The organism is Streptomyces sp. NC-S4 (genome assembly GCF_054353315.1).
Window position 1 is genome coordinate 3,851,835 of the sequence record NZ_CM135937.1, and the last position, 26,035, is coordinate 3,877,869.

Annotated in this window: 23 protein-coding genes; 10 read left to right on the forward strand and 13 right to left on the reverse strand. The window is 72.1% G+C overall.

Annotation, left to right across the window (positions count from 1 at the left end; all coding sequences use genetic code 11):
* The first annotated feature begins 199 nt into the window (after positions 1-199).
* The 4 genes from ACXNSR_RS16890 to ACXNSR_RS16905 all read left to right on the forward strand — a co-directional run bounded on the left by ACXNSR_RS16890 (position 200) and on the right by ACXNSR_RS16905 (position 5,432).
* Complete coding sequence (locus ACXNSR_RS16890) at positions 200-1,399, forward strand: flavin-containing monooxygenase (RefSeq protein ID WP_458642827.1); 1,200 nt, start codon at positions 200-202, stop codon at positions 1,397-1,399.
* Positions 1,396-1,968: a hypothetical protein gene (locus ACXNSR_RS16895; RefSeq protein WP_458642828.1), complete on the forward strand. Its 573-nt coding sequence runs from the start codon at positions 1,396-1,398 to the stop codon at positions 1,966-1,968. The genes ACXNSR_RS16890 and ACXNSR_RS16895 overlap by 4 nt, the downstream gene beginning before the upstream one ends.
* Positions 1,969-2,205: 237 nt before the next feature.
* On the forward strand, positions 2,206-4,440 hold the full coding sequence (locus ACXNSR_RS16900; protein WP_458642829.1) for an acetate--CoA ligase family protein: 2,235 nt from the start codon (positions 2,206-2,208) through the stop codon (positions 4,438-4,440).
* A gap of 188 nt (positions 4,441-4,628) precedes the next feature.
* Positions 4,629-5,432, forward strand: coding sequence for an enoyl-CoA hydratase/isomerase family protein (locus tag ACXNSR_RS16905; protein ID WP_458642830.1), 804 nt, complete (start codon positions 4,629-4,631; stop codon positions 5,430-5,432).
* A gap of 32 nt (positions 5,433-5,464) precedes the next feature.
* Here the strand turns inward: ACXNSR_RS16905 and ACXNSR_RS16910 are convergent, their stop codons facing one another.
* The 3 genes from ACXNSR_RS16910 to ACXNSR_RS16920 form a co-directional block, all read right to left on the reverse strand.
* A complete protein-coding gene (locus tag ACXNSR_RS16910) occupies positions 5,465-6,250 on the reverse strand; it encodes a VOC family protein (protein ID WP_458642831.1) in 786 nt (261 codons plus the stop codon).
* Positions 6,251-6,414: 164 nt separating this feature from the next.
* Positions 6,415-7,152 carry a hypothetical protein gene (locus ACXNSR_RS16915; RefSeq protein ID WP_458642832.1) on the reverse strand — a complete coding sequence of 246 codons (738 nt, stop codon included), beginning with the start codon at positions 7,150-7,152 and terminating at the stop codon, positions 6,415-6,417.
* Positions 7,153-7,201: 49 nt separating this feature from the next.
* Positions 7,202-8,020: a hypothetical protein gene (locus tag ACXNSR_RS16920; protein ID WP_458642833.1), complete on the reverse strand. Its 819-nt coding sequence runs from the start codon at positions 8,018-8,020 to the stop codon at positions 7,202-7,204.
* Positions 8,021-8,251: 231 nt separating this feature from the next.
* Here ACXNSR_RS16920 and ACXNSR_RS16925 point away from each other — a divergent pair, with 231 nt between their 5' ends.
* Together ACXNSR_RS16925 and ACXNSR_RS16930 are read left to right on the forward strand one after the other, a co-directional pair.
* The gene (locus ACXNSR_RS16925) at positions 8,252-8,884 is read left to right on the forward strand and encodes a flavin reductase family protein (protein ID WP_458642834.1); all 633 of its coding nucleotides are present in this window, start codon (positions 8,252-8,254) and stop codon (positions 8,882-8,884) included.
* 156 nt (positions 8,885-9,040) lie between these two features.
* On the forward strand, positions 9,041-9,973 hold the full coding sequence (locus ACXNSR_RS16930; RefSeq protein WP_458642835.1) for a D-alanyl-D-alanine carboxypeptidase family protein: 933 nt from the start codon (positions 9,041-9,043) through the stop codon (positions 9,971-9,973).
* A 92-nt stretch (positions 9,974-10,065) separates the two neighbouring features.
* Here the strand turns inward: ACXNSR_RS16930 and ACXNSR_RS16935 are convergent, their stop codons facing one another.
* From ACXNSR_RS16935 to ACXNSR_RS16945, 3 genes are read right to left on the reverse strand one after another with little or no spacing between them, the layout of a single operon-like run.
* A complete protein-coding gene (locus tag ACXNSR_RS16935; RefSeq protein ID WP_458642836.1) occupies positions 10,066-11,133 on the reverse strand; it encodes a Zn-dependent alcohol dehydrogenase in 1,068 nt (355 codons plus the stop codon).
* Complete coding sequence (locus ACXNSR_RS16940; protein WP_458642837.1) at positions 11,130-12,332, reverse strand: acyl-CoA dehydrogenase family protein; 1,203 nt, start codon at positions 12,330-12,332, stop codon at positions 11,130-11,132. The genes ACXNSR_RS16935 and ACXNSR_RS16940 overlap by 4 nt, the downstream gene beginning before the upstream one ends.
* A gap of 47 nt (positions 12,333-12,379) precedes the next feature.
* Positions 12,380-13,291 (reverse strand): SDR family oxidoreductase, encoded by a 912-nt coding sequence (locus tag ACXNSR_RS16945; protein WP_458642838.1) that lies wholly within the window; start codon positions 13,289-13,291, stop codon positions 12,380-12,382.
* A gap of 120 nt (positions 13,292-13,411) precedes the next feature.
* On the opposite strand from ACXNSR_RS16945, the gene ACXNSR_RS16950 reads away from it, so the two are divergent.
* The 3 genes from ACXNSR_RS16950 to ACXNSR_RS16960 all read left to right on the forward strand — a co-directional run bounded on the left by ACXNSR_RS16950 (position 13,412) and on the right by ACXNSR_RS16960 (position 15,933).
* Positions 13,412-14,338, forward strand: coding sequence for a cyclase family protein (locus ACXNSR_RS16950; RefSeq protein WP_458642839.1), 927 nt, complete (start codon positions 13,412-13,414; stop codon positions 14,336-14,338).
* A gap of 143 nt (positions 14,339-14,481) precedes the next feature.
* The gene (locus ACXNSR_RS16955) at positions 14,482-15,165 is read left to right on the forward strand and encodes a hypothetical protein (protein ID WP_458642840.1); all 684 of its coding nucleotides are present in this window, start codon (positions 14,482-14,484) and stop codon (positions 15,163-15,165) included.
* A 150-nt stretch (positions 15,166-15,315) separates the two neighbouring features.
* Entirely contained in the window at positions 15,316-15,933 is a 618-nt protein-coding gene (locus ACXNSR_RS16960) for a TOPRIM nucleotidyl transferase/hydrolase domain-containing protein (RefSeq protein ID WP_458642841.1), read from the forward strand.
* Positions 15,934-16,130: 197 nt separating this feature from the next.
* Here ACXNSR_RS16960 and ACXNSR_RS16965 read toward each other — a convergent pair whose 3' ends face one another.
* The 4 genes from ACXNSR_RS16965 to ACXNSR_RS16980 all read right to left on the reverse strand — a co-directional run bounded on the left by ACXNSR_RS16965 (position 16,131) and on the right by ACXNSR_RS16980 (position 20,265).
* Positions 16,131-16,607, reverse strand: coding sequence for an ATP-binding protein (locus ACXNSR_RS16965; RefSeq protein WP_458642842.1), 477 nt, complete (start codon positions 16,605-16,607; stop codon positions 16,131-16,133).
* Between the two features lie 393 nt (positions 16,608-17,000).
* Entirely contained in the window at positions 17,001-17,897 is an 897-nt protein-coding gene (locus ACXNSR_RS16970; RefSeq protein ID WP_458642843.1) for an acyl-CoA dehydrogenase family protein, read from the reverse strand.
* Positions 17,898-17,902: 5 nt separating this feature from the next.
* The gene (locus tag ACXNSR_RS16975) at positions 17,903-19,060 is read right to left on the reverse strand and encodes an acyl-CoA dehydrogenase (RefSeq protein WP_458642844.1); all 1,158 of its coding nucleotides are present in this window, start codon (positions 19,058-19,060) and stop codon (positions 17,903-17,905) included.
* On the reverse strand, positions 19,060-20,265 hold the full coding sequence (locus ACXNSR_RS16980) for an amidohydrolase family protein (protein WP_458642845.1): 1,206 nt from the start codon (positions 20,263-20,265) through the stop codon (positions 19,060-19,062). The genes ACXNSR_RS16975 and ACXNSR_RS16980 overlap by 1 nt, the downstream gene beginning before the upstream one ends.
* 133 nt (positions 20,266-20,398) lie before the next feature.
* On the opposite strand from ACXNSR_RS16980, the gene ACXNSR_RS16985 reads away from it, so the two are divergent.
* Positions 20,399-21,952, forward strand: coding sequence for an AMP-binding protein (locus tag ACXNSR_RS16985; RefSeq protein WP_458642846.1), 1,554 nt, complete (start codon positions 20,399-20,401; stop codon positions 21,950-21,952).
* Positions 21,953-22,777: 825 nt separating this feature from the next.
* Here ACXNSR_RS16985 and ACXNSR_RS16990 read toward each other — a convergent pair.
* The 3 genes from ACXNSR_RS16990 to ACXNSR_RS17000 all read right to left on the reverse strand — a co-directional run bounded on the left by ACXNSR_RS16990 (position 22,778) and on the right by ACXNSR_RS17000 (position 25,748).
* Positions 22,778-23,257 carry a hypothetical protein gene (locus ACXNSR_RS16990; protein ID WP_458642847.1) on the reverse strand — a complete coding sequence of 160 codons (480 nt, stop codon included), beginning with the start codon at positions 23,255-23,257 and terminating at the stop codon, positions 22,778-22,780.
* A 677-nt stretch (positions 23,258-23,934) separates the two neighbouring features.
* The gene (locus ACXNSR_RS16995; RefSeq protein ID WP_458642848.1) at positions 23,935-25,188 is read right to left on the reverse strand and encodes a zf-HC2 domain-containing protein; all 1,254 of its coding nucleotides are present in this window, start codon (positions 25,186-25,188) and stop codon (positions 23,935-23,937) included.
* Complete coding sequence (locus ACXNSR_RS17000) at positions 25,185-25,748, reverse strand: sigma-70 family RNA polymerase sigma factor (protein ID WP_189735171.1); 564 nt, start codon at positions 25,746-25,748, stop codon at positions 25,185-25,187. Before ACXNSR_RS17000 ends, ACXNSR_RS16995 begins: the two co-directional genes overlap by 4 nt.
* Between the last annotated feature and the right edge of the window lie 287 nt (positions 25,749-26,035).

Below are 26,035 nucleotides of genomic sequence, written 5' to 3' on the forward strand. Positions count from 1 at the left end.
CCCCCACCCCTCTCTCGATCGACGCGCACGCCCTATCTGACGGTACGTCAGTTGAGCGGATCGGGAGCCATCGCGCAAGGCCCCGGCCGGCCGGGAATCCGCGCCCCCGCGGCCACCGTGCGCGCCCGTGACCGATCCGCAATCGATTCCCCGCCCGACCGAGACCCATCAACCGAGCGTGGCGATACGATCACACCTCATGCCCGGAGACCCCACAGCACCCGACATGACCACCCAGCCCCGCCCCGTGTACGTCATCGGGGCCGGCCCCGGCGGCCTCGCCGCCGCCGCCGCGCTGCGCGCCCGCGGGGTCCGCGCGGTGGTCGTCGAGAAGTCCGACGCGGTCGGTGCGTCCTGGCGGCAGCACTACGACCGGCTGCGCCTGCACACCACGCGCCGGCTCTCCGCCCTCCCCGGCCTGGCCATGCCGCGCCGATTCGGGCGCTGGGTCGCCCGCGACAACGTCGTGCGCTACCTGGAGAAGTACGCAGAGTTCCACGAGCTGGAGCTGGTCACCGGCGTGGAGGTGACCCGGATCGAGCCCGCCGCGCCCGGCCCCGGGGGTGAGGGCGCGGACGGCTGGACCCTGCACGCCAGCGGCGGCCGGGAGCTGGCGGCCGCGGCCGTCGTCATCGCCACCGGGTTCAACCACACGCCCGCGCTCCCCGACTGGCCGGGCCGGGACACGTACGAGGGCCGGCTGCTGCACGCCCGCGAGTACCGAAACCCCCAGCCGTACGCGGGCCAGGACGTCCTCGTCGTCGGCGTCGGCAACACCGGCGCCGAGATAGCCGTCGACCTCGTCGAGGGCGGCGCGGCGCGGGTGCGGCTCGCGGTGCGCACCGCGCCGCACATCATGCGCCGCTCCACCGCGGGCTGGCCGGCCCAGCGCAGCGGGATCCTGGTGCGCCGGCTGCCGGTGCCGCTCGTGGACCGGGTGGGTCGGCTCGTCGCCCGGGCCTCCGTGCCGGACCTGTCGGCGTACGGGCTGCCGCGCCCGGCCACCGGCTTGTACAGCAGGGTGAAGCAGGGGTCGATACCGGTTCAGGACGTCGGTCTGATCGACGCGGTCCGCAGTGGCAGGGTCGAGCCGGTGGCCGCCGTCGAGGCCTTCGACGGCGCCGAGGTGGTGCTCGCGGACGGCTCGCGGATCACCCCGGACGCGGTGATCGCGGCGACCGGCTACCGCCGGGCGCTGGAGGAGCTGGTCGGCCACCTCGGGGTGCTGGACGAGCGCGGCCGCCCGCGCACGCACGGGGCCCGCACCCCCGAGCAGGCCCGCGGCCTGTACTTCACGGGCTTCTCCAACCCCATCAGCGGCATGTTCCGGGAGCTGGCCCTGGACGCGGAGAAGATCGCCAAGGCGGTCGCCCGGCGGTCCGCCGAGAAGGCGCGATGAGCAACTCCGACGCCGCCGCCGTCCTGACGACGCCGGACCTGGCGCGGGCGCTGCGCGCCGTGCGCACCCTGCTGGACATCGCGGACACCACCGGCGGGGAGGTCGACTTCGAGGCGGAGATCCGGTCGCCGGAGGTCCTGGCCCGCGTGCGCGAGGTACTGCCCGCCCTCAAGTGGTCGGCCGCGGCAGGAAAGGAGCACGGCTCGTCGGACGCCGGCGACGACCCCGCCCGATGCCTGCCGGTCTCGGTCTTCGACTGGTGCCACCCGCTGGATCTGGCCGAGCCGTTCGTCGCCGCACTGGGTCCCGATCCCGCGGCCGTCCGGTTCGATCTGGACGCCTGGCCCGAGGTGCCCGAGGCCGGACTGGAACGCGTCTCGCAGAAGTACGCGTACCTCACGCTCTCGGTGAACTCCCGTGACCTCTACCAGGGCGAGCCGTCCGGGGACCACACCGTCCACGTGCACGTGCGGAATGCCGCACTCGCCGAGGACACCGCGCGCATCGGCTGGCTCGCGGAACGGATCGGCGGCCGGTTCGCGGGCCGGGTGGAGTCGGCGCCCCTGTGAGCGACCGGGCGGCCGGACCCGTCCGGTCGCCGCGTCGGCCGAATCGCGCTCTGGACCGGTCCCGGCGGGATCTGCCACCGTTCACTTCAATTCACTTCACTTCCGTGCACTTCACCACACCACCTCCACACCTTTCCTGCGCAGCCCTGTTCCTGACGGCACGTCAGTTCAGTAATCTGACTACACGTCAGTTATTGAGTTCCATCGAGGTTCATCGAGCAGGAGCGGGCGGCAACGATGCTTGGATCTACTCACGGCACCCTCACCACCGACTTCCGCGCACGTGTCGAGGCCTGCGGGGAGTCTCCCAGGACGGCCGTCCACTCGTCGGCGGCCCCCTCCCCCGACGACGCGGTCCCCCTGGACGTCAGCGGGCGACCGCTGTACGCCGACGTCCCCGACCTGGACCGGTTCTTCCGGCCCGAATCCGTGGCCGTCATCGGCGCCTCCGACACCGAAGGCCGGCCGAACACCGGCATCACCCGCCAGCTCATCGCCTGGGCGGAACGCGTCGGCGCACGGATCCACCCCGTGCACCCCACCCGCCCCACCGTCTTCGGGCTGACCTGCCACGCCTCCGTGGCCGCCCTGCCCGAACAGGTGGACCTCGCCGTCCTCCTCGTCGCCGACCCGCTCCCCGTCATCGAGGAACTCGCCGCGACCAAGGTCAAGTTCGCGGTCGCCTTCGCCTCCGGCTTCGCCGAGACCGGCGATGAGGGCGCTGCCGCCCAGGAGCGGCTCGGCGCCGCCGTCCGGGACTCCGGCCTGCGCCTGCTCGGCCCGAACACCAACCTCAACGCCTTCGAGGAGTTCCGCGACGACCTCGACGGCCCGGCCATCGCCCTGATCACCCAGTCCGGCCACCAGGGCCGACCCGTCTACACCCTCCAGGAACTGGGCATCCGGCTCTCCCACTGGGCGCCCACCGGCAACGAGGCGGACCTGGAGACCTCCGACTTCATCTCCTACTTCGCCGAGCAGCCCGAGGTCGGGGCCATCGCCTGCTACGTGGAGGGCCTCAAGGGCGGCCGGGCCTTCCTGCTCGCCGCCGACCACGCCGCGCGCAACGGCGTCCCCGTCGTCGCCGTCAAGGTCGGCCGCACCGAGACCGGCGCCCGCACGGCCGCCTCCCACACCGGGAAGCTGACCGGCGCCGACACCGTCGTGGACGCCGCCATGCGCCAGTTCGGCGTCATCCGCGTCGACGGTCTCGACGAGCTCCAGGACACCGCGGCCCTGCTCGCCCGGGCCCGCAGGCCCAAGGCGGACGGGGTCGTCGTCTACTCCATCTCCGGCGGCACCGGAGCCCACTTCTCCGACCTGGCCACGGAGGCGGGCCTGACCCTGCCCACCCTCTCGCAGGCCAAGCAGGACGAACTCCACCAGTGGATCCCCGGGTACCTGAACGTCGCCAACCCCGTCGACAACGGCGGCCACCCGGTCGGCGACTGGCGCGGCCGGAAGATCATCGACGCGATCCTCGCCGATCCCGAGGTGGGCGTCCTGATCTGCCCGATCACCGGCCCCTTCCCGCCCATGAGCGACAGGCTCGCCCAGGACCTCGTGGACGCCGCCGAGCAGAGCGACAAGCTGATCTGCGTGATCTGGGGCTCCCCCGTCGGCACCGAGGACGCCTACCGCACCACCCTCCTCGGCTCCTCCCGCGTGGCCACCTTCCGTACCTTCGGCAACTGCATCACCGCCGTACGCGCCTACCTCGGCCACCACCGCTTCACCGCCGGATACCGCTCCCCCTTCGAGGACGCACCGCGCACGCCCTCCCCCTCGTACCGCAAGGCGCAGGCCCTCATGCGGCCGTCCCAGCAGCTCAGCGAGCACGCGGCGAAGCAGCTCCTGCGCGCCTACGGGATACGGGTCCCCCGCGAACAGCTGGTGACCAGCGCCGCGGCCGCGGTCCGCGCGGCCGGGCTCGTCGGCTACCCGGTGGTGATGAAGGCCTCCGGCCCGCAGCTGGGCCACAAGACGGAGCTGGGCCTGGTGAAGATCGGCCTCACCTCGGCGAGCCAGATCCGTGACGCGTACCGGGAGCTGACCGACATCGCGCGCTACGAGAACGTGCCGCTCGACGGGATCCTGGTCTGCCAGATGGTGGAGCGGGGCGTGGAGATGGTCGTCGGCGTGACCCAGGACGACCTCTTCGGCCCCACCGTCACCGTCGGGCTGGGCGGGGTCCTGGTGGAGGTCCTGCACGACGCGGCGGTCCGCGTGCCGCCCTTCGGCGAGGACCAGGCGCGGGCGATGCTGCGGGAGCTGCGCGGGCACGCGCTCCTGGAGGGCGTACGGGGGGCACCCCCGGCCGATGTGGACGCCCTGGTGGAGGTCGTCCTGCGCATCCAGCGGATGGCCCTCGAGCTGGGCGACGAGCTGTTCGAGCTGGACATCAACCCCCTGATGGTGCTCCCCCGGGGGCAGGGGGCGGTGGCCCTGGACGCGCTCGCCATCTGCCGCTGACGCTGCGCCGGCCCCGCGAGCCGTTTCCCGGGCTCCGCCCGGACCGCGCCTCAATCGCCGGCGAGGCCGAAAGATCCAGCCCGCGCGGCGATCGAGCGCACGGGCGCGCAGCGGCACCCGGCACCCGGCACCCGGCACCCGGCACCCGGCCACGGCCGCAACCACTGACCACGAAGGGAGCCCCATCCGTGACCGCCGACCCCGAGGACGAAGTCCTCCACCGCATCGAGAACAACGTCTCGTGGATCACCCTCAACCGCCCCGAGGCGATGAACGCCGTCACCCGGGACCAGCGCGAGCGCGTCATCGCGCTGCTCGCCGAGGCCTCCGCCGATCCGGCCGTGCGGGCGGTGGTCGTCACCGCCACCGGCAAGGGCTTCTGCGCGGGCGCCGACCTGCGCGGCGCCCCCGCCACCGGCGGAGACCGCGTCGCCGGGGACGTGGCCCGCATGATCCGGCTCGGCGCGCAGCGCCTCATCACCGCCGTGCTCGACTGCGAGAAGCCCGTACTCGCCGCCGTCAACGGCACGGCGGCCGGTATCGGCGCCCACCTCGCCCTCGCCTGCGACCTCGTGATCGCCGCCGAACCGGCCCGGTTCATCGAGGTGTTCGTCCGCCGCGGCCTGGTCCCCGACGGCGGGGGCGCGTATCTGCTGCCCCGGCTCGTCGGTCCGCAGAAGGCCAAGGAGCTGATGTTCTTCGGCGACGCCGTCCCCGCCGCCGAGGCCGAGCGCCTGGGCCTGGTCAACCGGGTGGTTCCGGCCGGGGAGCTGGAGGCGACCGCCCGTGAATGGGCCGAGCGGCTCGCCCAGGGCCCCACCCGGGCCCTGGCGATGACCAAGCAGCTGGTCAACGCCTCCCTGGACGGCGACCGGGCGGCCTCGCTCGCCGCCGAGGCCACCGCTCAGGAGATCAACATGACCACCGCCGACGCGAACGAGGGCGTGGCGAGCTTCGTGGAGCGCCGCTCGCCCAAGTACCTCGGCCGCTGACCCCGGCGCCGCGGCTCGTCCGCGGTGGCGCGCTACATCCGCGGGTCGGGCTTGAGGAGTGCGAACACCGCTCCGGCCGGGTCGGCCAGCCAGGCGATCCGGCCGACGTCGGGGAGGTCGGTGGCCGGCATGAGCACCGTTCCGCCGCCCGCCTTGGCGGCCGCGACGGTGGCGTCGACGTCCGCCGAGGCGAAGTACGGCACCCAGCGCGCCCGCTCGTCCCCGCCCTCGCCCAGGAAGGGGGCGACCCCGCCGAAGGAGGCGTCCTGCTGGTCGCCCTCGGCGGTGCTCAGCACCCGGTACGTCATTCCGGGTGCGGGCATCTCGGCGCTGCGCCAGCCGAACACCCCGGCGTAGAAGGCGATGTCGGCGACCGGGTCCGCCACGTGGAGCTCCGTCCACACCAGCGTGTTGTCGGCGGAGGTCAGCTGGAGCCCGGCGGTCTTCCCGGGCTGCCAGCAGGCGAACTCGGCGCCCTGCGGGTCGGTGAACTGGGCCAGCCAGCCCTCTCCCATGACGTCCATGGGCTCCATCCGGACCCTGCCGCCGCCTGCGGTGACGGCCCTCGCGGTGGCCTGGATGTCGGGGGTCATGAAGTGCTGCATCCAGGCGGACGTGGCCCCCTCCTCGGTGAGCGGCCCGAGCGCGGCGACGGTCTTGCCGTCCACCTGGAAGAACCCGTACCCGCCCGCCTCCGGCCCGGCCGAGACGAACTCCCAGCCGAGGACGGCGCCGTAGAACGCGGCGGCCGCCCCGGTGTCGGGGCTGCCGAGATCGAGCCAGTTGGGTGATCCGGTGGAGAAGTCGGTGCCGAGCATGGGGTCCTCCCGGGACTGCGGCGGCGGTACGAGGTCGCTGCCACGATGCCGAGCGTCCGCCCGAGCCCGGGGCGTACGGACCCACAGAAGCGGGGAGTTTCACCCGTGTGGGTGTAGTGGGGGAAGGCGCCCCGCCGCGCGTGCGCCTTCCGCAGGCGGCCGTTTCAGTCCTGAACCCGCACCAGGGCCGGCCGGAACTGGTCGTAGAAGTCCGTCTTGAGCCGCAGCGAGCGCTGTTCCGCGTCCTTGAACAGGTCGACCGCCCCGTCGTCGTCGCCGAGCAGCTCCTTCAGCCGGGTGCCGAGCCGGTCGGAATGGCTGGTGGCCAGCAGGTTCACGGTCTCCAGCGAGTGCTTCTTGGCGTCGTGCCAGTGGTGCGGGTAGTAGAAGCGCGAGCGGTTCTCGCCGTCGTGCACCAGCAGGGGCTCCATCCGCTCCCACAGCCGCCCGTACTCGACGGAGACCAGGATCTCGCCCCAGAAGCGCAGGACCGTCAGGAGCAGGAGGTCGGAGCGGTCGTGGTCGCCCGCGTCGGCGATGAGGCCGAAGGTGTCCTCGATGGCACGCTTCGTCGCGGCCGTGGGCCGCGAACGGACGAGTGCGGTGCGGGAGATCCCGAGCTGGAACATGTCGTCCGTCATGTCCTCGCGGTGCGACTTCGTGTTCCCGCGGGCGTCCGGGTACTCCTCACGCAGGATCTTCCGGGCGGTTCTCAGCCCCACCTCGTCCTGCAGGAGGTCGATCGCCAGGTCGTAGGCCGGGGTGAAGGCGAGCGACAGGAAGCGCCGCTGGAGCAGGACCTCGGCGAACGTCTCCGCCGGGAGCCGCGTGATGTTCGCGAGCACCGGATGCTGCCTGTACTGCTCGATCAGGTCGTCCTCGAACCTGTCCAGTTCCCACACGGTCCCGCTCCTCACTTCCGGATCACTGGCTTCACTGGCTTCGCTGGCTTCACTGGCTGATGTCGATCGATCTCGCCGGATCGCGCAGATCCACTTCGTGACCGATGTCCCACAAGGTGTCCAGCTCCTTCTGGACCTGCCGGCCCATCACGGAGTCGCACCCGTCTATCTCCAGCTGCGTGGACTCGATCGCGAGCTGCCCGTGGAGGAAGGAGCTGACCAGATAGTGCTCGTCGGCCTTGTACACGGCGATCGACGGCAGGGAGTTGTACACCTGCACCTTGAGCTTGCCCTGCAGTTCCCGCGGCAGACGGCCGTGGAGCCTGTGGAGGATGTCGAGGCTCGCGTCCACCGACACCGAGCTGCTCGTGTTGCGCAGCGCCTGGTCGCGCAGGTCCACCACGGCGGACTTCGGGTGCACCAGCAGGATGCGCACCTCGACCTCGCGCTCGGTGATCGCCTTCTCCAGCTCCGCCTCGAGACCGTCGAGGTTGGGTATCCAGGTCTGCAACACGGCCACCTCGCGCCGGGCGCCTCCCACGAGCCGCTTGAACTCCGCGGTGGGGAATTCCGGGTGGACCCTCGTCACGCCGAGGTAGTGCTGGCGGCGGAGCTCGCCGGTGAGGCCGTCGATCGTGAGGCCGGAGATCTGGGTGCTGATGCTGTCGAGCACCTTCAGGCGGTCGAACTCCATCAGCAGGAAGAGCGTGACGGTGCTCAGGATGAGCAGCGTGATCTTCGGGAGCGTGCCTCCGGGGGCCATCCTGTCGAGCCAGCCGAGGACGTCGGCGAGCAGGACCCCGATGCCCGCCGTGGCCATCGCACCCAGTGAGATCCGCTCCGCCCGGTAGCGGAAACCGTTGCCCATGACCACCCCAGCCCCCGACGTCCTTGTCGTTGGCCATGACCATACACACGGGGTGGTACGGCCCGATCGAAACCCCATGTCACCTTCCTCGCAAGGCAGTTCAGGACAGTGGCCGGATTCCGGAGGGTTGCCGGCGCCCGGCGCGAAGGTCGGAGGTCAGCACGATCTGCCGACATGCCGCACACCGGGGGCTTCCTATCTGACGAACCGTCAGCTTCAATCGTCGGTGTGATGGGACACGCAGGGATGGCGGCCACCGTCGTCCGATACCTCAGGTCAGCGGGCTCCCCCACCTCCGCCTCGGCGCAGGGGGAACCCGAGTCCGTCGACGCCCTGCCGCGTCCCGACCTGCGCGCCGTCGGCGAGGACGAACGCGCGCCCGTGTCCCCCGCCGAGTTCCGGGCCGTGCTCGGGAACTTCGCCAGCGGGGTCACCGTCATCACCGCACCCCCCGGCGCGGACGCGCAGGGTCCGGCGGGCTTCGCCTGCCAGTCCTTCGCCTCGCTGTCCCTCGACCCGCCCCTGGTCACCTTCATGGTGGCCCGCACGTCGACCACCTGGCCGCGGATCGCCCGCGCCGGGGTGTTCTGCGTCAACATCCTGGGTGCCGAACAGGGTGAGCTGTGCCGGTCCTTCGCCGTCAGCGGCGCGGACAAGTTCGCCGGGGTGACCCACACGCCCGCCCCCGTCACGGGATCACCGCAGCTCGATGCCGTGCCCGCCTGGATCGACTGCCGGATCCAGGCCGTCCACACCGGCGGGGACCATCTGATCGTCGTGGGCCGGGTGGTGGCCATGGGCGCGGCCGGCGAGGGCGCACCGCTCCTCTTCCACAAGGGCCGTTTCGGGCGCCTCGCCGACTGACGGGCGGGGCCGGTTCGGTCCGGCGGTTCTCCTCCCGCCGTGCGGTGTCCCCGCGTCCGTCCGCTGCGTAAGCTCCACCAGGGGCTGGACACCTCGGTGTTCCGGCCCCTACGGAATTCTTCGGATACGCGGGGATTTGATTTGATACTGAACCTGATGCGCCGCACGCGCGGCGCGGTCGCCGTCACGGTCGCCACCGGGGCCCTCCTGGTGGCCGCCACGCCGGCCTCGTCGGCGGCTCCGATCGCCGCACCTCCCGTCACGGCCGCCGGCTCGATCCTGATCGACGGCACCAGCGGGGCGACGCTCGCCAGCAAGGACGCCGACACCCAGCGGCAGGGGGCGAGCACCACGAAGATCATGACCGCCCAGGTCGTGATGCGTACGCCCAATCTGAACTACGACCAGAAGATCACCATCAAGCAGGAGTACCTGGACTACGTCGTCCGCGAGGGCGCGAGCTCGGCCCACCTGAAGGTGGGTTCCACCCCGACGGTCCGCCAGCTGCTGTACGGGCTGATGCTCCCGTCGGGCTGCGACGCGGCCTACGCGCTCGCCGACACCTTCGGCAAGGGTGCGACCACGCAGGCCCGCACGGCGGACTTCATCGCGCAGATGAACGCCAAGGCGAAGTCGCTGGGCATGACCAAGACCGTCTACGACTCCTTCGACGGCATCTCGCCGACCGGCAAGAACCTCACCACCGCGCGCGACCTGGCGAAGCTCACCAAGTACGCGATGTCGGGGGTCACCTTCCCGAAGATCGTGGGCGCGAAGACCTACAGCACGGGCGGCACCTCGACCGACGCCACGTGGGGCAACAGCAACCTGCTGATCCGGGAGCGTCCCACCGGCTACGCGTACCCGGGTGCGATCGGTGTCAAGACCGGCACCGGCAGCGCCGCGGGCAAGTGCCTCGTCTACTCCGCGACCCGTAACGGCAAGACCGTCATCGGCGTCCTGCTGAACGACGAGGAGCGCTACGCGGACTCGATGAAGCTCATGGACTGGGCGCTCGGTTCGAGCACCGGCTCCGGGGCGGCGCTGCAGCGCGGCAACACCGACCCGATCCCGGACGTCCTCGACTGACGGTGACACGGTTCACGGCTCCTCCGCCGGCGGGTGCGAACCCGCCGGCGGAGGAGCCGAGCCGTTTCCGGGGGGGGCGGTGGCGGCGGAGGTCAGAAGGTGAGCACTCCCCTGGCCACCCGCCCGTGGTGGGCGTCGTCCACGGCCTTGGCGAAGTCCTCGACCGGGTAGACCTCCGTCACCAGTTCGTCCAGCAGCAGCCGGCCCTGCCGGTAGAGCTCGGCGTAGAGCGCGATGTCGCGCTGCGGGCGCGAGGACCCGTACCGGCAACCCATGATCGTCTTGTCCAGGTACATGGACGACACGAGGAACGACGCCTCCTCCCGGAAGCCGGGCACGCCGAGCAGGACCGCCTGCCCGTGCCGGTCGAGGAGATCGATCGCCTGGCGGATCAGCTTGACGTTGCCCACGCACTCGAAGGCGTGGTCGGCGCCGGTCGGCAGGATCTCGCGGACCGCCGCCGAGGAGTCGGCGACGGCGGACGCGTCGATGAAGTGCGTGGCGCCGAACTGCCGGGCCACCGCCTCCTTCGCCGGGTTCGCGTCCACCGCCACGATCGTCGTGGCGCCCGCGATCCGGGCCCCCTGCAGCACGTTCAGCCCGATACCGCCCGTGCCGATGACCACCACGCTCTCACCGCGGTCCACGCGCGCCCGGTTCAGTACCGCCCCCACCCCCGTGAGGACCCCGCAGCCGATGAGCGCCGCCGAGGTCAGCGGGATGTCGGCCGGGATCTTCACGGCCTGCACGGCCTTGACCAGCGTGCGCTCGGCGAAGGCCGAGTTGGAGGCGAACTGGAACAGCGGTGTCCCGCCCCGCGAGAACGGCTGCCCCGGCATCCCGATCGCCTTGCGGCACATCGTCGGCCGGCCCCGGTCGCAGTCCGCGCACGCCCCGCAGTTGGCGAGGGTGGACAGCGCCACGTGATCGCCCGGCTCCACGTGGGTGACACCCGCGCCCACCGCCTCCACGACCCCCGCGCCCTCGTGCCCGAGCACCACCGGCGGCGGGAAGGGGATCGTCCCGTCGATCACCGACAGATCGCTGTGGCAGAGCCCGGCCGCGCCGATCGCGACCAGCACCTCCCCCGGCCCCGGGTCCCGGATCTCCAGGTCGTCGACCACCTGAGCCTGCTTGCCGTCGAACACGACGCCTCTCAACTGGACTCCTTAGGCAGGCCGAGCACACGCTCGGCGATGATGTTCCGCTGGATCTCGTCCGAGCCGCCGTAGATGGTGTCGGCGCGGGTGAACAGGAACAGGCGCTGCTCCTCGTCGAGTCCGAGTTCGTAGGGGAGCCCGGGCGCCCAGTCCACCGGCCCGGCCGTGGCCGCCGCGCCGCGGACCTCCACCGCCAGCTCCCCGAGCCGCCGGTGCCAGCCTCCCCACAGCAGCTTGGCCACACTGGGCGCGCCCGGATCGCCCTGCGCGCCCAGGGTCCGCAGCGCGTTCCACCGCATCGTGCGCAGCTCGGCCCACTGCCGGACCAGCCGCTCCCGCAGGACGGGGTCCCCGGCGCCCGCGGCGGCCCGCGCCGCGTACGACGCCAGTACGCGCTCCAGTTCCGCCGCGAAGCCGATCTGCTGGACCAGGGTCGAGACCCCGCGTTCCAGGGCGAGCAGCCCCATGGCCACGGTCCAGCCGGCCCCCTCGTCGCCGACGACCTCCGCCGCGACCGCCCCGTCGAAGAACACCTCGTTGAACTCGCTCGTACCCGACATCTGCCGGATCGGCCGGACCTCGACGCGGCCGGGCTGGTCCATGCGTACGAGCAGGAACGACAGCCCCCGGTGCCGGCGCGAGCCGGGCTCGGTGCGGGCGAGTACGAAACACCAGTCGGCGTCCAGGGCGAGCGAGGTCCAGATCTTCTGGCCCGTCACCCGGTAGCGCCCGTCGGCCGTGTCCCGTACCGCGGCCGTACGGATCCCCGCGAGGTCGGATCCGGCGCCGGGCTCGCTGTAGCCCTGGCACCACAGCTCCTCGCCCCGCGCGATGCCGGGCAGGAAGCGGCCTTGCTGCTCGGGCGACCCGTGGGCGATGAGGGTCGGGGCGAGGAGGTTCTCGCCGATGTGGCCGACCCGGCCGGGCGCGCGCAGGGCCGCGTACTCCTCGGCCCACACCACCTGGCCGGTCAGCGACAGCCGCCGGTTGCCCCACCCGTCGGCCTCCCAGCCCTGTCCGATCCAGCCGCCCCGGCCGAGCTCGCGCTCCCACGCCCGCCGGATCCCGGCCCCCTCGTGCTCGCTGCCCGGCCCGCCGAGGCCGAGGACCTGCGCGTACGGGCCCACGAGGTGCTCCGAAAGCCACGCCCGGGCGTGCCCGCGCAGCTCCTCGTCCTCGGCCCCGAAGCTGAAGTCCACGCCGCTTCCCCCTGGTCCTGTCCGGTCCTGTCCGGTCCTCTCCGGGCCTACGCGTTGGGGCGGTCCTTGGCGGCCGCCGCCTTGGCCATGGCCTCCAGCTGCGCGAGCAGCGGCATCGGGTCCTTGCCCACCGTGCCGGGCAGGAAGTCGGCGATCTTCTCCGGCGTCCAGGAGCCCTCGGCGTATCCGGCGCGCAGCTCGCGCGGCTGCGCCCAGACGGCGATCTTCGGGCCGGCGATCGTGTAGACCTGCCCGGTGATGTCCTCGGCCTTGGCGCGGTCGCTGAGCAGGTAGGTGACCAGCGCCGCCACGTCCTCGGGCTCACCGATCTCCTTGAGCTCCATGGGGACGCCCGCGGACATGCGGGTGCGGGCGACGGGTGCGACGGCGTTGGCCGTTACCCCGTACTTGGCCAGGCCCAGCGCGGCGGAGCGGACGAGCGAGATGATCCCGCCCTTGGCGGCGCTGTAGTTGGCCTGGGCGACGGAGCCCTGGTGGTTGCCGCTGGTGAAGCCGATCAGGGTGCCCGAGCCCTGCCTGCGCATGACGGCGGAGGCGGCTCGGAAGACGGTGAAGGTGCCCTTGAGGTGGGTGGCGACGACCGGGTCCCACTCCTCCTCGGACATGTTGAACAGCATCCGTTCGCGCAGGATGCCGGCCACGCACACGACGCCGTCGATGCGTCCGTACTGCGCGAGCGCGGTGTCGACGAGGCGCTGGCCGCCCGCCATGGTGGCGATGTCGTCGGCGACGGCGACGGCCTCCCCGCCGAGGGCGGTGATCTCCTTCACCACGGCCTCGGCGATCTCGCTGGTGGGCTCCGCGCCCTCGATCCCGACCCCGTAGTCGTTGACGACGACCTTGGCGCCCTCGGCGGCCGCGGCGAGTGCCACGGCCCGTCCGATGCCCCGGCCGGCGCCGGTGACGGCGACGACCTTGCCTGCCAAGAAGTTCCCCACGTCCGGCCCCTTCCCGTGATTTCTGACGGACCGTTAGATTCTATGGGTAGGCGGCTGCGCCTGCACAAGCCCTCGTTGCCGCCGTAACCGCCGCACCCACGCAAGGAGCTGTCGACGCCCATGACCCTGCCCGCCGAGTTCCACGACATCGCCAAGCGCGTCAACAACTGGGGGCGCTGGGGCGCCGACGACGAGATCGGCACCCTGAACCTGATCACCGACGAGGTGGTCCGGGGCGCCGCGGCACAGATCCGCACCGGCCGCCGGATCCCGCTCGCCCTCCCGCTCAAGGAGGACGGGGTCCAGGTCGGCATGATCCCCGGCCGGATCAACCCGCTGCACACGATGGTGCAGATCAACCAGGAGCTCTTCGGCCCCGGCACGGTGGCGTGCAGCGACGACGCCGTGAGCATGGGCCTCCAGGCGGGCACACACTGGGACGCCCTCACCCACGTCTCGCACTCGGGGAAGATCTACAACGGGCGCCCGGCCGGCACCATCACGGCGCACGGCCGTGCCGAGTTCAGCGGCATAGACAAGGCCGGCCACATCGTCTCGCGCGGAGTGCTCCTCGACGTCGCGCGGGCGAAGGGGCTGGACCGGCTGCCGGGCGATCACGCGGTGAGCCCCGCGGACCTCGACGAGGCCGAGGAGTTCGGCGGGGTCACCGTCCGCCCCGGCGACATCGTCCTGGTGCGCACCGGCCAGATCCAGGTCTACCTGGCGGGCGACAAGCACGGCTACGGCTTCCCCTCGCCCGGGCTGTCCGTCCGCACGCCCGAGTGGTTCCACGCGCGGGACGTGGCGGCCGTCGCGAACGACACCCTGACCTTCGAGATCTTCCCGCCGGAGATCGAGAACCTGTGGCTCCCGGTCCACGCCCTCGACCTGGTCGAGATGGGCATGCACCAGGGTCAGAACTGGAACCTGGAGAAGTTGTCCACAGCCTGTGCAGAAGAGGGCCGGTACGCCTTCCTCCTCTCCGCCATGCCGGAACCCTTCGTCGGCGGCACCGGCACACCCGTGGCCCCGGTGGCCGTCCTCTGAGCCCGGCGGGGCAGGCGGCGGACCCGAAGAATCCGGCCACCCGCAGGCCGCCGGAGTGGAACCATGAGGTGTACATGACGCGTCACCGTTCGCGTGCGTCACACCCCGTCCCCGCCACGTTCCCCGCAGGAGAAGCCCGCATCATGGCCAACCCGTACCAGGTAACGCCGCCCCCCGCCCCCAGACGCCGCTCGGGCGGCAACGTCGTCGCCGTCATCGTGCTCGCCGTGCTCGTCGTCGGCGGCTACTTCTTCATGCAGTCCCGCAAGGACGACGGCAAGCCGACGGCGTCCCCCTCGGCCTCCCCCTCCGCCAAGCCCACCGCCAAGGACCCCGGATCCCCCGAGTCCTCCTCCGACACCTCCAGCGCCTGGAAGGTCGGCGACTGCGGCGGCCCCGACCCGGCCAAGGCCCCCGACGGGTACAAGCGGCAGGGCTGCTCCGACTCCGGGGCCACCTTCAAGGCCATCGACATCAAGGAAGCCAGCATGTTCCCGGGCGGGGTCCAGTGCCCGCCCGGCACGGACCTGATGATCGACGTGAGCATCTCCTACGGCGGCAAGGGCAGCGGCATCCCCACCAACACGGTCTGCGGCCGCAACCTCTCGGGCGACCACCCCGGCGACGCCGGCGCCGGCGGAGGCCAGCTGGTGAAGGGCGACTGCGTGACCTCCCAGGCCAAGGAGGTCGCCTGCGGCGGCTCGGGCGCCCAGAAGGTCCTCGGCCTCGTCAAGACGCAGGCCGAGTGCCCCTCCGGCACCACCGACCCGATCAAGCTGACCCTCGCGGTCGGCCGCCCGTACGACGTGATCTGCACCGACGGCTGAGACGCCCCGCAGGACGCGACCGCCCGCCGCCCCGGCACGACGCCCGGGACGGCGGGCGGTCGGCTGTCGGCGGTCGCCTGTCGGCCGTCAGCTGTCGGCCGCCGCCGAAAATTCCGTGCCGCGGCGGCGGTGAAGGCGCAGACTCACCCCATGGCGGACATGCGGGCGTTCCGGGAAGCGGTCGGCGACTGGGCGGGCGGCGGATCCGGCGAGGCCGCGGGCGAGCTGGCCGCCCGCCTGGACGTGCGGACGGCGGTGCTGCTGGAAGGACCCAGCGACCACGCGGCCGTCGAAGCACTGGCCGCGCGGCGCGGCCGCGACCTCGCCGCCGAAGGCGTGTGCGTCGTACCGATGGGCGGGGCGATGAGCGTGGCCCGGTACACCGGCCTCCTCGGGCCGCCCGGCCTCGGCCTGCGCCTGACCGGACTGTGCGACGAGCGCGAGCAGCCCTTCTACGACCGCGCGCTGGACCGGGCCGGAGCGCCGCGGCAGGGCTTCTTCGTGTGCGTGGCGGACCTGGAGGACGAGCTCATCCGCGCGCTGGGCACCGAGAGGATCGAGGAGATCCTCCGGGCCGAGGGCGATCTCCGCTCCTGGGAGACCTTCGTGCGCCAGCCCGCCCAGCACGGCCGGACCCGGCAGCGGCAGCTGCGGCGCTTCCTCGGCACGAAGAAGGGCCGCAAGATCCGCTACGGCCGCCTCCTCGTCGAGGCCCTCGAACCCGGCCGGGCACCGGCCCCGCTCGACGCCCTCCTCGCGAGCCTGTGACCGATCGGGCCGGGCCGCTCGACACGGCCCGGCCCGGCGGGTACTGCGGGTGGCGGCGGCGCGCATGCACGCCCCGAGCGCGGCACGGCAGCCGCCACCCCACGACCCGCACTCGTCAAGGCCTGCCCTTGGCGTCCCCTCGCGTCGAATCGCTCCACACCAGGGTGATCAAGATGTGACGAACCGTCAACACCTCGTTAGAGGTACACGCGCGGTTCCCGCGGCGGGGTGTGGCGTTCCGACGGGCCGTCCGAGGGCCGCTCGGACGCGCAGTCCGAGGTCGATTTCTGCGCGCGGTCGATCTCGCACCAGATCCGTTTGCCCGCGCCCTCGCGCTGCCAGCCCCAGCGGTCCGCAAGCCCGTCGACCAGCTCCAGGCCGCGCCCGCCCGTGTCCTCCCCGCACGCCTGGCGCCGGCTCGGCGCCCGGTCGCTCGCATCGGCCACCTCGACCCGCACCCCCGGACCCCCGAACAGCATCCGCAGCACGGCCGGACAGCCCGTGTGCACGACCGCGTTCGTGACCAGCTCGGAGATGAGCAGGATCAACGTCTCGGCGAGCGGCTCGTCGTCCCCTATGCCCGAACCCGCCAACCGGGAACGCGCCCACCGGCGGGCCCGGCCGACCTCGGCGGGATCCGCACCGACCTCCAGCTGAACCTGAAGCACCTGCACCGCTCACACCATCCGAACCGGCGGACACTTCGCCTCGCGACAGGACGGAATCACCGACCGTGATCCCCTTCCGTAGCAGCATGGTTGACCTACAGTCACCACAACAAGCGCTTCGGGCATATTCACGCGCGAAGGAGGGGGCGTGGTGCATACTGTGCGACGCTCACGCCGCTCAACCGCTCGCATTCGTGGGAGCGTACCGGAGCAGGCCCCCGCTTCCGGGCCGCAATGAGTCCGGCGAAGGACACAAACCGATATCAACTCTCTGTAATCGGACATGCGTCCCGCGTCGTCCTTCCCGTGCCTCCGCGTCACGGTGAGCGACGCCCGCCGAGGACCTCCGGCCGGCGCGGCCCTCCACCCCGCACGCCCCGCGCGCCCCACCCACCTCTCCTACCCCGCCGAGCCCAGCAGCTCCCGCGCCAGCAGTTCCTCCGCCTGCGCCGCCGTCCGCCACTGCTCGGACCTCACCCAGGCCCGCTTCAGGTGCAGGTGCACGTCCGCCTCCCAGGTGAAACCCATCCCGCCGTGCACCTGCAGGCAGTCCCGGGCGCCCCGCACCGCCGCCTCGTCCGCGAGGAGCTTGGCCGCGGCCACCTCGCCCGCGTCCCCCGTCACCGCCGCCGCGTAGACCGCCGTACGGGCCACCTCCGCCCGCACCAGCATCCGCGCGCACAGGTGCTTGACCGCCTGGAACGCCCCGATCGGCTGCCCGAACTGCTCGCGCTCGCCCGCGTACCGCACCGCCAGCTCCACCGTCCGCAGCGCGCTCCCGACCTGCAGCGCCGCCGTCAGCAGCGCCCCCGCCTCCCGGTACGCCGAGGCGTCGCCCGCCACCGCCACCCGGTGCAGCGGAGTCAGCGGGTCCACCGAGCGCACCGGCTCGCCCGCCGGCACCCGGGACGCCCCCAGCACCGCGTCCGCCTCCCCGAGATGGGCCACCAGCGGACCGCCCAGGTCGAAGGCGCTCACCACCGCCGTCCCCGCCGCCGCCCCCGGAACCACCCCGGCGGCCAGGTGCGTGGCCACCAGCGGCCCCGGCACCAGCGCCCGCCCGGCCTCCTCGAAGACCAGGACCGCCTCGGGCAGCCCCAGGCCCACCCCGCCCTCGGATTCCGGCAGGCGCAGCGCGAAGAAGCCCGCCGCGCCCAGCTCCCGCCACAGCGCGCGGTCCACGGCCGTGCCCGTGTCCACCGACGCCCGCAGCGCCTCGCGTCCGTACCGGCCCGCCAGCAGGTCCCGTACGCCCGCCCGCAGGTCGTCCTGCTCCTCGGTCGGCTGGAAGTCCATGCCCCTCACCGGCCCTTCGGGAGGCCGAGGATCCGCTCGGCGACGATGTTCCGCTGGATCTGCGAGGTGCCCGCCGCGATCGTGTACGAGAGGGACGAGAGCCGGTCCAGGGTCCACTCCTCCTCCAGGGACAGGGACTGGGCTCCCAGGACCTCCGCCGCCGTGTCGTACAGCTCCTGGCGGGCGTGCGAGTAGGCGAGCTTGAAGACGGAACCCCCGATGCCGGGGACCCCGCCCGCCGACCGCCCGGCCTCGCTGACGTTCCACTGGGTGAGCCGCCACAGCGCGCCGAACTCCCCGTACAGCCGTCCCAGCCGGCGCCGCAGCACCGGGTCGTCCCACCGGCCGTTGGCCTTCGCCGTCCGGGCCAGTTCCCCCAGGGTCCGGCGGCAGGCCACGACCTCGCCGACGAAGGCGGTACCCCGCTCGAAGGACAGCGTGACCATGGTGACCCGCCAGCCGTCGTTCTCCGCGCCGACCCGGTTGGCCACCGGGACCCGCACCTCGTCGAGGAACACCTGCGCGAACTCCGCCGACCCGGCGAGGGTGCGCAGCGGCCGTACGCTCACCCCCGGCGCGTCCATCGGCATGGCCAGCCAGGAGATCCCCCGGTGCCTGGGCGCCCCGGGATCGGTGCGCACCAGCAGCTCGCACCAGTCGGCGACCTCCGCGTGCGAGGTCCAGATCTTCGACCCGCTGATCACGTAGTCGTCGCCGTCGCGCACGGCCCGCGTGCGCAGGGAGGCCAGGTCGGAGCCCGCGTCCGGCTCGCTGAAGCCCTGGCACCACACCTCGTCGCCGCGCAGTACGGGCGGCAGCCAGCGCGCCCGCTGCTGCGCCGTGCCCTCGGCGGCGACGGTCGGGCCGGCGTGCAGCAGCCCGACGAAGTTCGCGCCGACGTACGGGGCGCCGGCGCGCTCGGTCTCCTCCAGGAAGATCAGGTGCTGGGTCGGGGTGGCTCCGCGGCCGCCCGCGTCCACCGGCCAGTGCAGGCCCGCGTACCCGGCCTCGTACAGCCGGCGCTGCCAGCCCAGGTCGTAGGCGCGCCGGCCCGGCCAGTCGTCGGGGGACGGCCTGGCGGGCAGCTCGGGGAGCGCCTTGGCGAGCCATGCGCGCAGCCGGGCCCGGAAGTCCTGCTCCTCCTCGGTGTAGGTCAGGTCCATCAGCGGCGGCTCCTGTCCAGGTCGAGGCCGAGCATGCGGATGGCGTTGCCGCGCATCAGCTTGTAGACCGTCTCGTCGTCCAGGCCCTTCACGTGGTCGAGGGCGACCTCCTTGGTGTGCGGGAAGGTCGAGTCGACGTGCGGGTAGTCGGTCTCGAAGGTCGCGTTGTCGCGTCCGACGACGTCGAGGGCGGCGATCCCGTGCTTGTCGCGGAAGAAGCAGCAGAACATCTGCCGGTAGTAGTACGTGGACGGCGGCTCGGGGATCAGGTCGCGGACGCCGCCCCAGGCGCGGTGCTCCTGCCAGACGTCGTCGGCGCGTTCCAGGGCGTAGGGGATCCAGCCCATCTGGCCCTCGCTGTAGGCGAGCTTGAGCGTCGGGAACTTCACCAGGACTCCGCTGAAGAGGAAGTCCATCATCGAGGCCATCGCGTTGTTGAAGCTGAGCGAGGCCTGGACGGCGGGGGGTGCGTCGGGGGAGGCGGCGGGCATCTGGGAGCTGGACCCGATGTGCATGTTGACCACCGTGCCGGTCTCCTGGCAGACGGCGAAGAAGGGGTCCCAGTAGCCGGAGTGGATGGAGGGGAGCCCGAGGTAGGTGGGAATCTCGGAGAAGGTCACGGCCCGCACCCCGCGGGCCGCGTTGCGCCGGATCTCGGCGACGGCGAGGTCGATGTCCCAGAGGGGGATGATGCACAGCGGGATCAGCCGGCCGCCGCTGTCGCCGCACCACTCCTCGACCATCCAGTCGTTGTAGGCGCGCACGCAGGCGAGGGCCACTTCCTTGTCGTGGGCCTCGGCGAAGGTCTGCCCGCAGAAGCGCGGGAAGGTCGGGAAGCACAGCGAGGCCTCGACGTGGTTGAGGTCCATGTCGGCGAGGCGCGCCTTGGGGTCCCAGCAGCCGCGGCGCATCTCCTCGCGGGTGATGCCCTCCAGGGTCATGTCGTCGCGGTCGAAGCCGACGGCGGCGATGTTGCGCTTGTACGGGAACTTCAGGTCCTCGTAGATCCACCAGTCGGTCGGCGGGCCGTCGGGGTCCATGGTGATGACGTACTTGCCGCCGGTGTAGGCGAGTTCGCCGATGCCGGCGGTGAGCGCCTTGGGGCCGCGGTCGCGGTACTTGGCGGGCAGCCAGACGTCGAACAGGTGCGCGGGCTCGATCACGTGGTCGTCGACGCTGATGATCCGAGGCAGTCCCAGTTCCATGACAGTCTCCCCAATTAGCCGATCTGATGGATCGTCAGAAACAAGCTAGCCCCGCCACCCCTGGACCGACAAGCATCGGCGCTCTACGCTCTGCGCTTGATCTGACTATCCGTCAGCTATGGGGAGGTCTGGGATGACGGACACCGCGACCGCGACAGAACTGAGCCGCTCCCGCACCCTGTGGGAACTGATCTCCCGCCGGGCCGCCCTGACCCCGGACACCACCGCCCTCATCGAAGCCGCCGAAGACCCCGCACACGACCGCCGGCTCACCTTCGGCGAACTGCGCGACCGCTCCGAACGCGTCGCCGCCGGCCTCCACGCCATGGGCGTACGCCCCGGCACCGTCGTCGCCTGGCAGCTCCCCACCCGCATCACCACCGTGCTGCTCTCCGTCGCCCTCGCCCGGATCGGCGCCGTCCAGACCCCCGTCATCCCCTTCTACCGGGACCGCGAGGTCGGCTTCGCCCTGCGCGAGTCCAAGGCCGAGCACTTCGCCGTCCCCGGCACCTGGCGCGGCTTCGACCACACCGCCATGGCCGCCCGCCTCGGCGCGCGCGGCGTCTTCGAGGCCTACGACTCCCTCCCCGACGGCGACCCGGCCGTACTCCCCGCACCGCCCGCCTCCGGCACCGACGTCCGCTGGATCTACTGGACCTCGGGCACCACCTCCGACCCCAAGGGCGTCCTGCACACCGACCGCTCCCTGATCGCGGGCGGCTCCTGCCTCGCCCACGCCCTGCGCCTGACCCCGTCCGACGTCGGCTCCATGGCCTTCCCGTACGCGCACATAGGCGGCCCGGACTACCTGGTGATGCTGCTCCTGTACGGCTTCCCCGCGGTGCTCTTCGAGAGGTTCGCGATGCCGGACGCCCTGGACGGCTACCGCCGCCACGGGGTCACCGTGGCCGGCGGCTCCACCGCCTTCTACTCCCTGTTCCTGACCGAGCAGCGCAAGGCCCCGCACGTCCCCCTCATCCCCACCCTGCGCCTCCTGGCGGGCGGCGGCGCCCCCAAACCGCCGGAGATCTACCACGCGGTCGTACGCGAGCTGCGCTGCCAGCTGACCCACGGATACGGCATGACCGAGGTCCCGATGATCACCATGGGCGCCCCGGACGACACCCCCGAGCACCTCGCCACCACCGAGGGCCGCCCCCCGGCGGGCATGTCCATCCGCATCACCGCCCCGGACGGCACCGAGCTGCCGCCGGACACCGACGGCGAGGTCCGGCTCCGCGGAGAGGCCGTCTGCCAGGGCTACCTCAACGGCGACGAGTCGACGGACGTCTTCGACCCCGACGGCTACCTGATCACGGGCGACCTCGGCCACCTGACGCGCGACGGCTACCTGGTCCTCACCGGCCGCAGCAAGGACGTCATCATCCGCAAGGGCGAGAACATCTCGGCCAAGGAGATCGAGGACCTCCTCCACCAGCTCCCGGCCGTGGCCGACGTGGCGGTCATCGGCCTCCCCGACCCGACCCGCGGCGAACGCGTCTGCGCGGTGGTGGAACAACCCCCGGGAGCGACCCCCCTGACCCTCCCCCAGCTGACGTCCTACCTCCGCGCCCAGGGCCTGGCCACCCACAAACTCCCGGAACAACTGGAACTCCTGGAGTCCCTCCCCCGCAACGAGGCCCTGCGCAAGGTCCTGAAGTACAAGCTGCGGGAGCGGTACGCGTAGGGGTCGGGGCGGGCGGGATCCTCTGGGGCGGCATCAAGGATGTGCTGGGGGTTTCCCGTCAGTCCCATCGTCCCTCCGTGTCGGGCCGGTCCCTCAAGGGCGCTCCTCCTTCGTCGTCGCGTCGCTACGCGATGGCCTGCGGCCACCCTTGACCGACCGTCCCGCCCCGGAGAAACGAAAGACTGCCGGGAAGCCCCCAAAGGAACGGGCCGGCACTTCAAGACACCGACGGGGACGGTCGGCCATGCCCAGCCCGATCGGGCGTAGGGGACGGCCGGCAGACGGGGCCGATCGAGACCAGGGGCCGGGTCGGGGGCAGCGCATCCAATCGCTACGTGCTCCTCACGTCTCAGCGTCTCCAGTCCGTCTTGGGCTGGACATAGGCCGCCATCGATCGCTACGCGCTTCTCGATCACGCGTCTGCGGCGTTAGTACGGGGCGGACTTCGCACATGACGGCCGCCGCCGACTCATCTGTTGTCAGTGGCTCGCGGGTGCCCGGTGCCTGCGAAGGTGATCCAGCAGGTCTCACGAGCAGTGTCGACGAGGTACCAGATTCGACCGGCCCCCGTTACCTCGATCTGCCACTGCGCACAGGTCTGTCCCCGATGGGTTCCGTGAGCCAGGGTGCCCTTGAGCCGGTGATGACGGGGAGTTTCGGTTACCGGCCTCGGGTCGGTGCGCATGGTGAGCCAGGCGCGATAGGTGTTCTCGCGAGCCTGTTGGGTGAGGCACTCCCAGCCCTTGGCCGATGCTGCGTCGGCGAAGCGGACTTCCCACGCACCTTCTGGTGCTGGGGGCGCGGCTCGGTCACCGCGGCCGGCTGTCAACGGATCTCGCGAGGGTCGGGAGCCGGCCCGTAGTCCGTGCCGTGGTCCGTGGTGAGAGCGGCCAGGAGGGCGGGGTCGGAATGAACCTCGGCCGTGTGCTGCCAAGCCACGAGCATCTGGGCGACGGACGCGTTGTTGCCGATCGAGTCTGCGGCGCGCATGGTGTCGACCAGTTCGACAGCGAAGGCATGGACGTCAGGCTCGGGAAGGAAGCGAACCCAGGGAAACGCCTCCGGGAGGAGGTCGAGGAGCAACTCCATGCTGCCGGGCTCCCGCCGTGCCATTGCCGCCAGCATCCGCGTAGCGGCCGACACCACCGTCTGGTCCTGCTCGGCCTTGGCAGCGGTGGTGAGGACCAAGTCCTCACCGTCTCTACGGTGCAGCAGCAGCCGCGGCGACTCCTTGAGTCGAGCCAGCGTCTGCTTGTTCTTGTTGACCAGCTCGGAGAAGTTCACCGCGGCGTTTTCAGCGCTCATGACTTTGAAATTACTTCGAATGTCGCTCCCCTGCCATCGCCCGCAGGAGGGATAGGTCACCGGACGGCCCGCAGACGCGTGATCGCGAAGCGCGTAGCGATCTGTGGCGGCCTATGTCCGGCCCAGGACGGTCTGGAGACGCTGAGGGATGAGGAGCGCGTAGCGATTGGATGCGACCGCCGACCCGGGCCCCCGGTCTGGATCGGCCCCGTCTGCCGACCCTGGCTCACGCGGGACGGGGCCGGGTGGATCCGACGCCCCGTCCCTGGAAAGGATCCTCCGGCCCGTTCCTTTGGGGGCTTCCCGGCAGTCTTTCGTTTCTCCGGGGCGGGACGGTCGGTCAAGGGTGGCCGCAGGCCATCACGCAGTGACGCGACGAAGGAGCGCCCTTGAGGGACCGGCCCGACCCGGAGGGACGATGGGACTGACGGGAAACCCCCATACCCTTCCCCGACGCCGCCCGAGTGGACCCCGCCCACCCGAAGCCGGCTGCCGGCCCTCCGGACTCCGGGAAAACGGGTCCCGCTCCCCCACCCACCCCGCGCCGGGGGTGGGGGTGGGGGTGGGGGTGGGGGTGGGTGGGCAGCCGCCGATCGGGGGCGGGGGTGCCGCGGGGGTGGAGGCCCCGCCCGCGTGCGATCCGTACCCCCGCCCGCGCAGCCCCCTACCGCCCGCCCCTACAGCCGGCTCAGTGACGCCGCCGCGAACAGGACGTCGCGGATCGCCTCGCGGTCGCCGTGCTGGCCCACCGCCGCCTCCTCCGGCGAGATGTGCCCGGCGGCCAGCTGGCAGAACTCGATGCCGTCCAGGGCGATCTCCGCCACCGTGCGTTCCGGCGACGGCTTCGCTCCCGGCGAGTCCAGCGCGATGTCCCAGCCTCCGCCGCCCGAGCCCTCGATCTCCAGGTGCAGGGTCCGCCCGGGTGCGCCCGCCGCGACCAGGCCCCGCGCCGGGGCCGCCAGGCCGGCCCGTCTGCGCTGCGCCAGCGCGCCCGGCAGGAGCCTTGCCGCCAGGTCGATCATCCGGTGCAGGTGCGGGCCGGACGGCGGCTCGTACGGGTAGTCCACCGCCTCCGCGATGTCCCACGCGTGCACCCAGCACTCGAAGGCCCGTTCCAGGAACGCGTCCCCGAGCGGCAGCGCGAATCCGCCGTAGTCCACCGCCAGCTCGGCGACTCCCCGGCCGGCGAAGGAGACCGTACGCACCAGCGTGTGGCCCTGTTCCCGCCACGGATCCCGGACCTGCCGGGTGACCGGGTAGGGAGTCGCACCCCAGAAGTGCTCCGTCCGCACGGTCGGCCCGCCCTTCGGCGCGTCCGGCCCGAGCGGGTCGTCGAGCCCCAGCGCCGAGGCGATCAGCCCGTCCACGGTCAGCAGGTGGCCGATCACCCCGGCCACCGTGGTCCGCTGCGACCTGCGCCGTTCCTCCTCGAACCACTTGAGCCGCACCGGGGTGTGCCACTCCGAGTCCCCGAAGTCCTGCAGCAGCGCGTCGAGCCGCGCGGTCTCGGTGTCGTACGGGCTCGCCCACACCGGCACCGGAATGCGGGCCGGCCGCTTGCCCAGGCAGTCCTCCAGGACGCGCGAGCGCAGCAGCGGTTTCAGGTCGAGGGTCTCCTCCGGGTGCAGCAGCCCGACCGCGTCGCGCAGTCGCAGCGCCTCCTCCGCGCAGGGCGCGCACTCGGTGAGGTGGTCCTCCACCGCCTGGGTCTCCTCGGCCGAGCAGGCCGCCAGGGCCCACGCCCCGAGCAGGGACTTCAGCACGGCGTGCGAGGGCGGGGGCGCCACCTCGGCCGGCGGCGGCAGGGGCGGCATCGACCGCGGCGCGTGCCCCGGGTCGAGGTCGTCCGCGGCCCCGCGCGGGCCCGGTATCCGCGCCCGGCCGCCGGGACGCTGGTATCCGTCATCGGGCGACTGGGGAGGGCCGTTCATCGAGGCGTTCCATATCCGGACTGGGTGGTTTCCTCCTGCGGGAGGGCGTTGGCGGTCGACAGCAGCTGCAGCCCGAGCCGCAGCCTGCGCCGCGCCTCGTCCTCACTGATCTGCAGGTCGGCGGCGGCCTGCCGGTAGTCGCGCCGCTTGAAGTAGGCGAGTTCCAGCGCGGCGCGCAGGGGCGCGGGCATCGAGGTGACGATGTAGTCGGCGCGGGCGGCCGCGTTGGCGGTGCGCACCTTCTGCTCCAGCTCCTCGCGTGAGCCGCGGCCCAGTTCGGCCTGGCGCAGCCGGGCCACCGCCTGGCCCTGGGTGATCCGGGCGACCCAGGAGCGCATGGAGCCCTGCTTGGGGTCGTAGGCGTCCGGGTTCTCCCAGATGTAGCCGAAGACCTCTCGGGTGATCCGGTCGGCCGCCTTCTCGTCGCCCAGGACCCGGTGCGCCAGGCTGTGCACGAGCGAGGCGAAGCGGTCGTAGAGCTCCCCGAGCGCGGCGGCTTCGCCGCGGGCGAGTCGCTGCTGCATGCGGCGGTCCCAGCGCGGTGGTGCGTCCTTCGGCATGAATGCCCCCAGCCGTGTGTCGACTCAACGAATGTAGTGGGCACATGGCGGATCGCGCCTGTTTTGGAAGAACCGACCCCTGGAAGTGCGCCCTGCGTGATAGGGGCGTGGCAGGGCGTGAACGGTGGTACGTCCGACAGCACATGGGGACAGGTGTACGCGCCCCACCGCGCTCCCCGTGCGCGGGTTCGATGCGGCCGCCTCCTTGACGACTTCGCTTAACGCGCAGGCCACAAAGGGCTTACGCTCCTGCCTTGTCTTGATCTGAACCCCACTGCACATGTGAA

Excerpts from the sequence above, each read along its gene's own strand:
- ACXNSR_RS16890 (WP_458642827.1), top strand. The coding sequence starts at position 200 with ATGCCCGGAGACCCCACAGCACCCGACATGACCACCCAGCCCCGCCCC.
- ACXNSR_RS16895 (WP_458642828.1), top strand. The coding sequence starts at position 1,396 with ATGAGCAACTCCGACGCCGCCGCCGTCCTGACGACGCCGGACCTGGCG.
- ACXNSR_RS16900 (WP_458642829.1), top strand. The coding sequence starts at position 2,206 with ATGCTTGGATCTACTCACGGCACCCTCACCACCGACTTCCGCGCACGT.
- ACXNSR_RS16910 (WP_458642831.1), bottom strand. The coding sequence starts at position 6,250 with ATGCTCGGCACCGACTTCTCCACCGGATCACCCAACTGGCTCGATCTC.
- ACXNSR_RS16920 (WP_458642833.1), bottom strand. The coding sequence starts at position 8,020 with ATGGGCAACGGTTTCCGCTACCGGGCGGAGCGGATCTCACTGGGTGCG.
- ACXNSR_RS16925 (WP_458642834.1), top strand. The coding sequence starts at position 8,252 with ATGGGACACGCAGGGATGGCGGCCACCGTCGTCCGATACCTCAGGTCA.
- ACXNSR_RS16930 (WP_458642835.1), top strand. The coding sequence starts at position 9,041 with ATGCGCCGCACGCGCGGCGCGGTCGCCGTCACGGTCGCCACCGGGGCC.
- ACXNSR_RS16950 (WP_458642839.1), top strand. The coding sequence starts at position 13,412 with ATGACCCTGCCCGCCGAGTTCCACGACATCGCCAAGCGCGTCAACAAC.
- ACXNSR_RS16955 (WP_458642840.1), top strand. The coding sequence starts at position 14,482 with ATGGCCAACCCGTACCAGGTAACGCCGCCCCCCGCCCCCAGACGCCGC.
- ACXNSR_RS16960 (WP_458642841.1), top strand. The coding sequence starts at position 15,316 with ATGGCGGACATGCGGGCGTTCCGGGAAGCGGTCGGCGACTGGGCGGGC.
- ACXNSR_RS16970 (WP_458642843.1), bottom strand. The coding sequence starts at position 17,897 with ATGGACTTCCAGCCGACCGAGGAGCAGGACGACCTGCGGGCGGGCGTA.
- ACXNSR_RS16975 (WP_458642844.1), bottom strand. The coding sequence starts at position 19,060 with ATGGACCTGACCTACACCGAGGAGGAGCAGGACTTCCGGGCCCGGCTG.
- ACXNSR_RS16980 (WP_458642845.1), bottom strand. The coding sequence starts at position 20,265 with ATGGAACTGGGACTGCCTCGGATCATCAGCGTCGACGACCACGTGATC.
- ACXNSR_RS16985 (WP_458642846.1), top strand. The coding sequence starts at position 20,399 with ATGACGGACACCGCGACCGCGACAGAACTGAGCCGCTCCCGCACCCTG.
- ACXNSR_RS16990 (WP_458642847.1), bottom strand. The coding sequence starts at position 23,257 with ATGAGCGCTGAAAACGCCGCGGTGAACTTCTCCGAGCTGGTCAACAAG.
- ACXNSR_RS16995 (WP_458642848.1), bottom strand. The coding sequence starts at position 25,188 with ATGAACGGCCCTCCCCAGTCGCCCGATGACGGATACCAGCGTCCCGGC.
- ACXNSR_RS17000 (WP_189735171.1), bottom strand. The coding sequence starts at position 25,748 with ATGCCGAAGGACGCACCACCGCGCTGGGACCGCCGCATGCAGCAGCGA.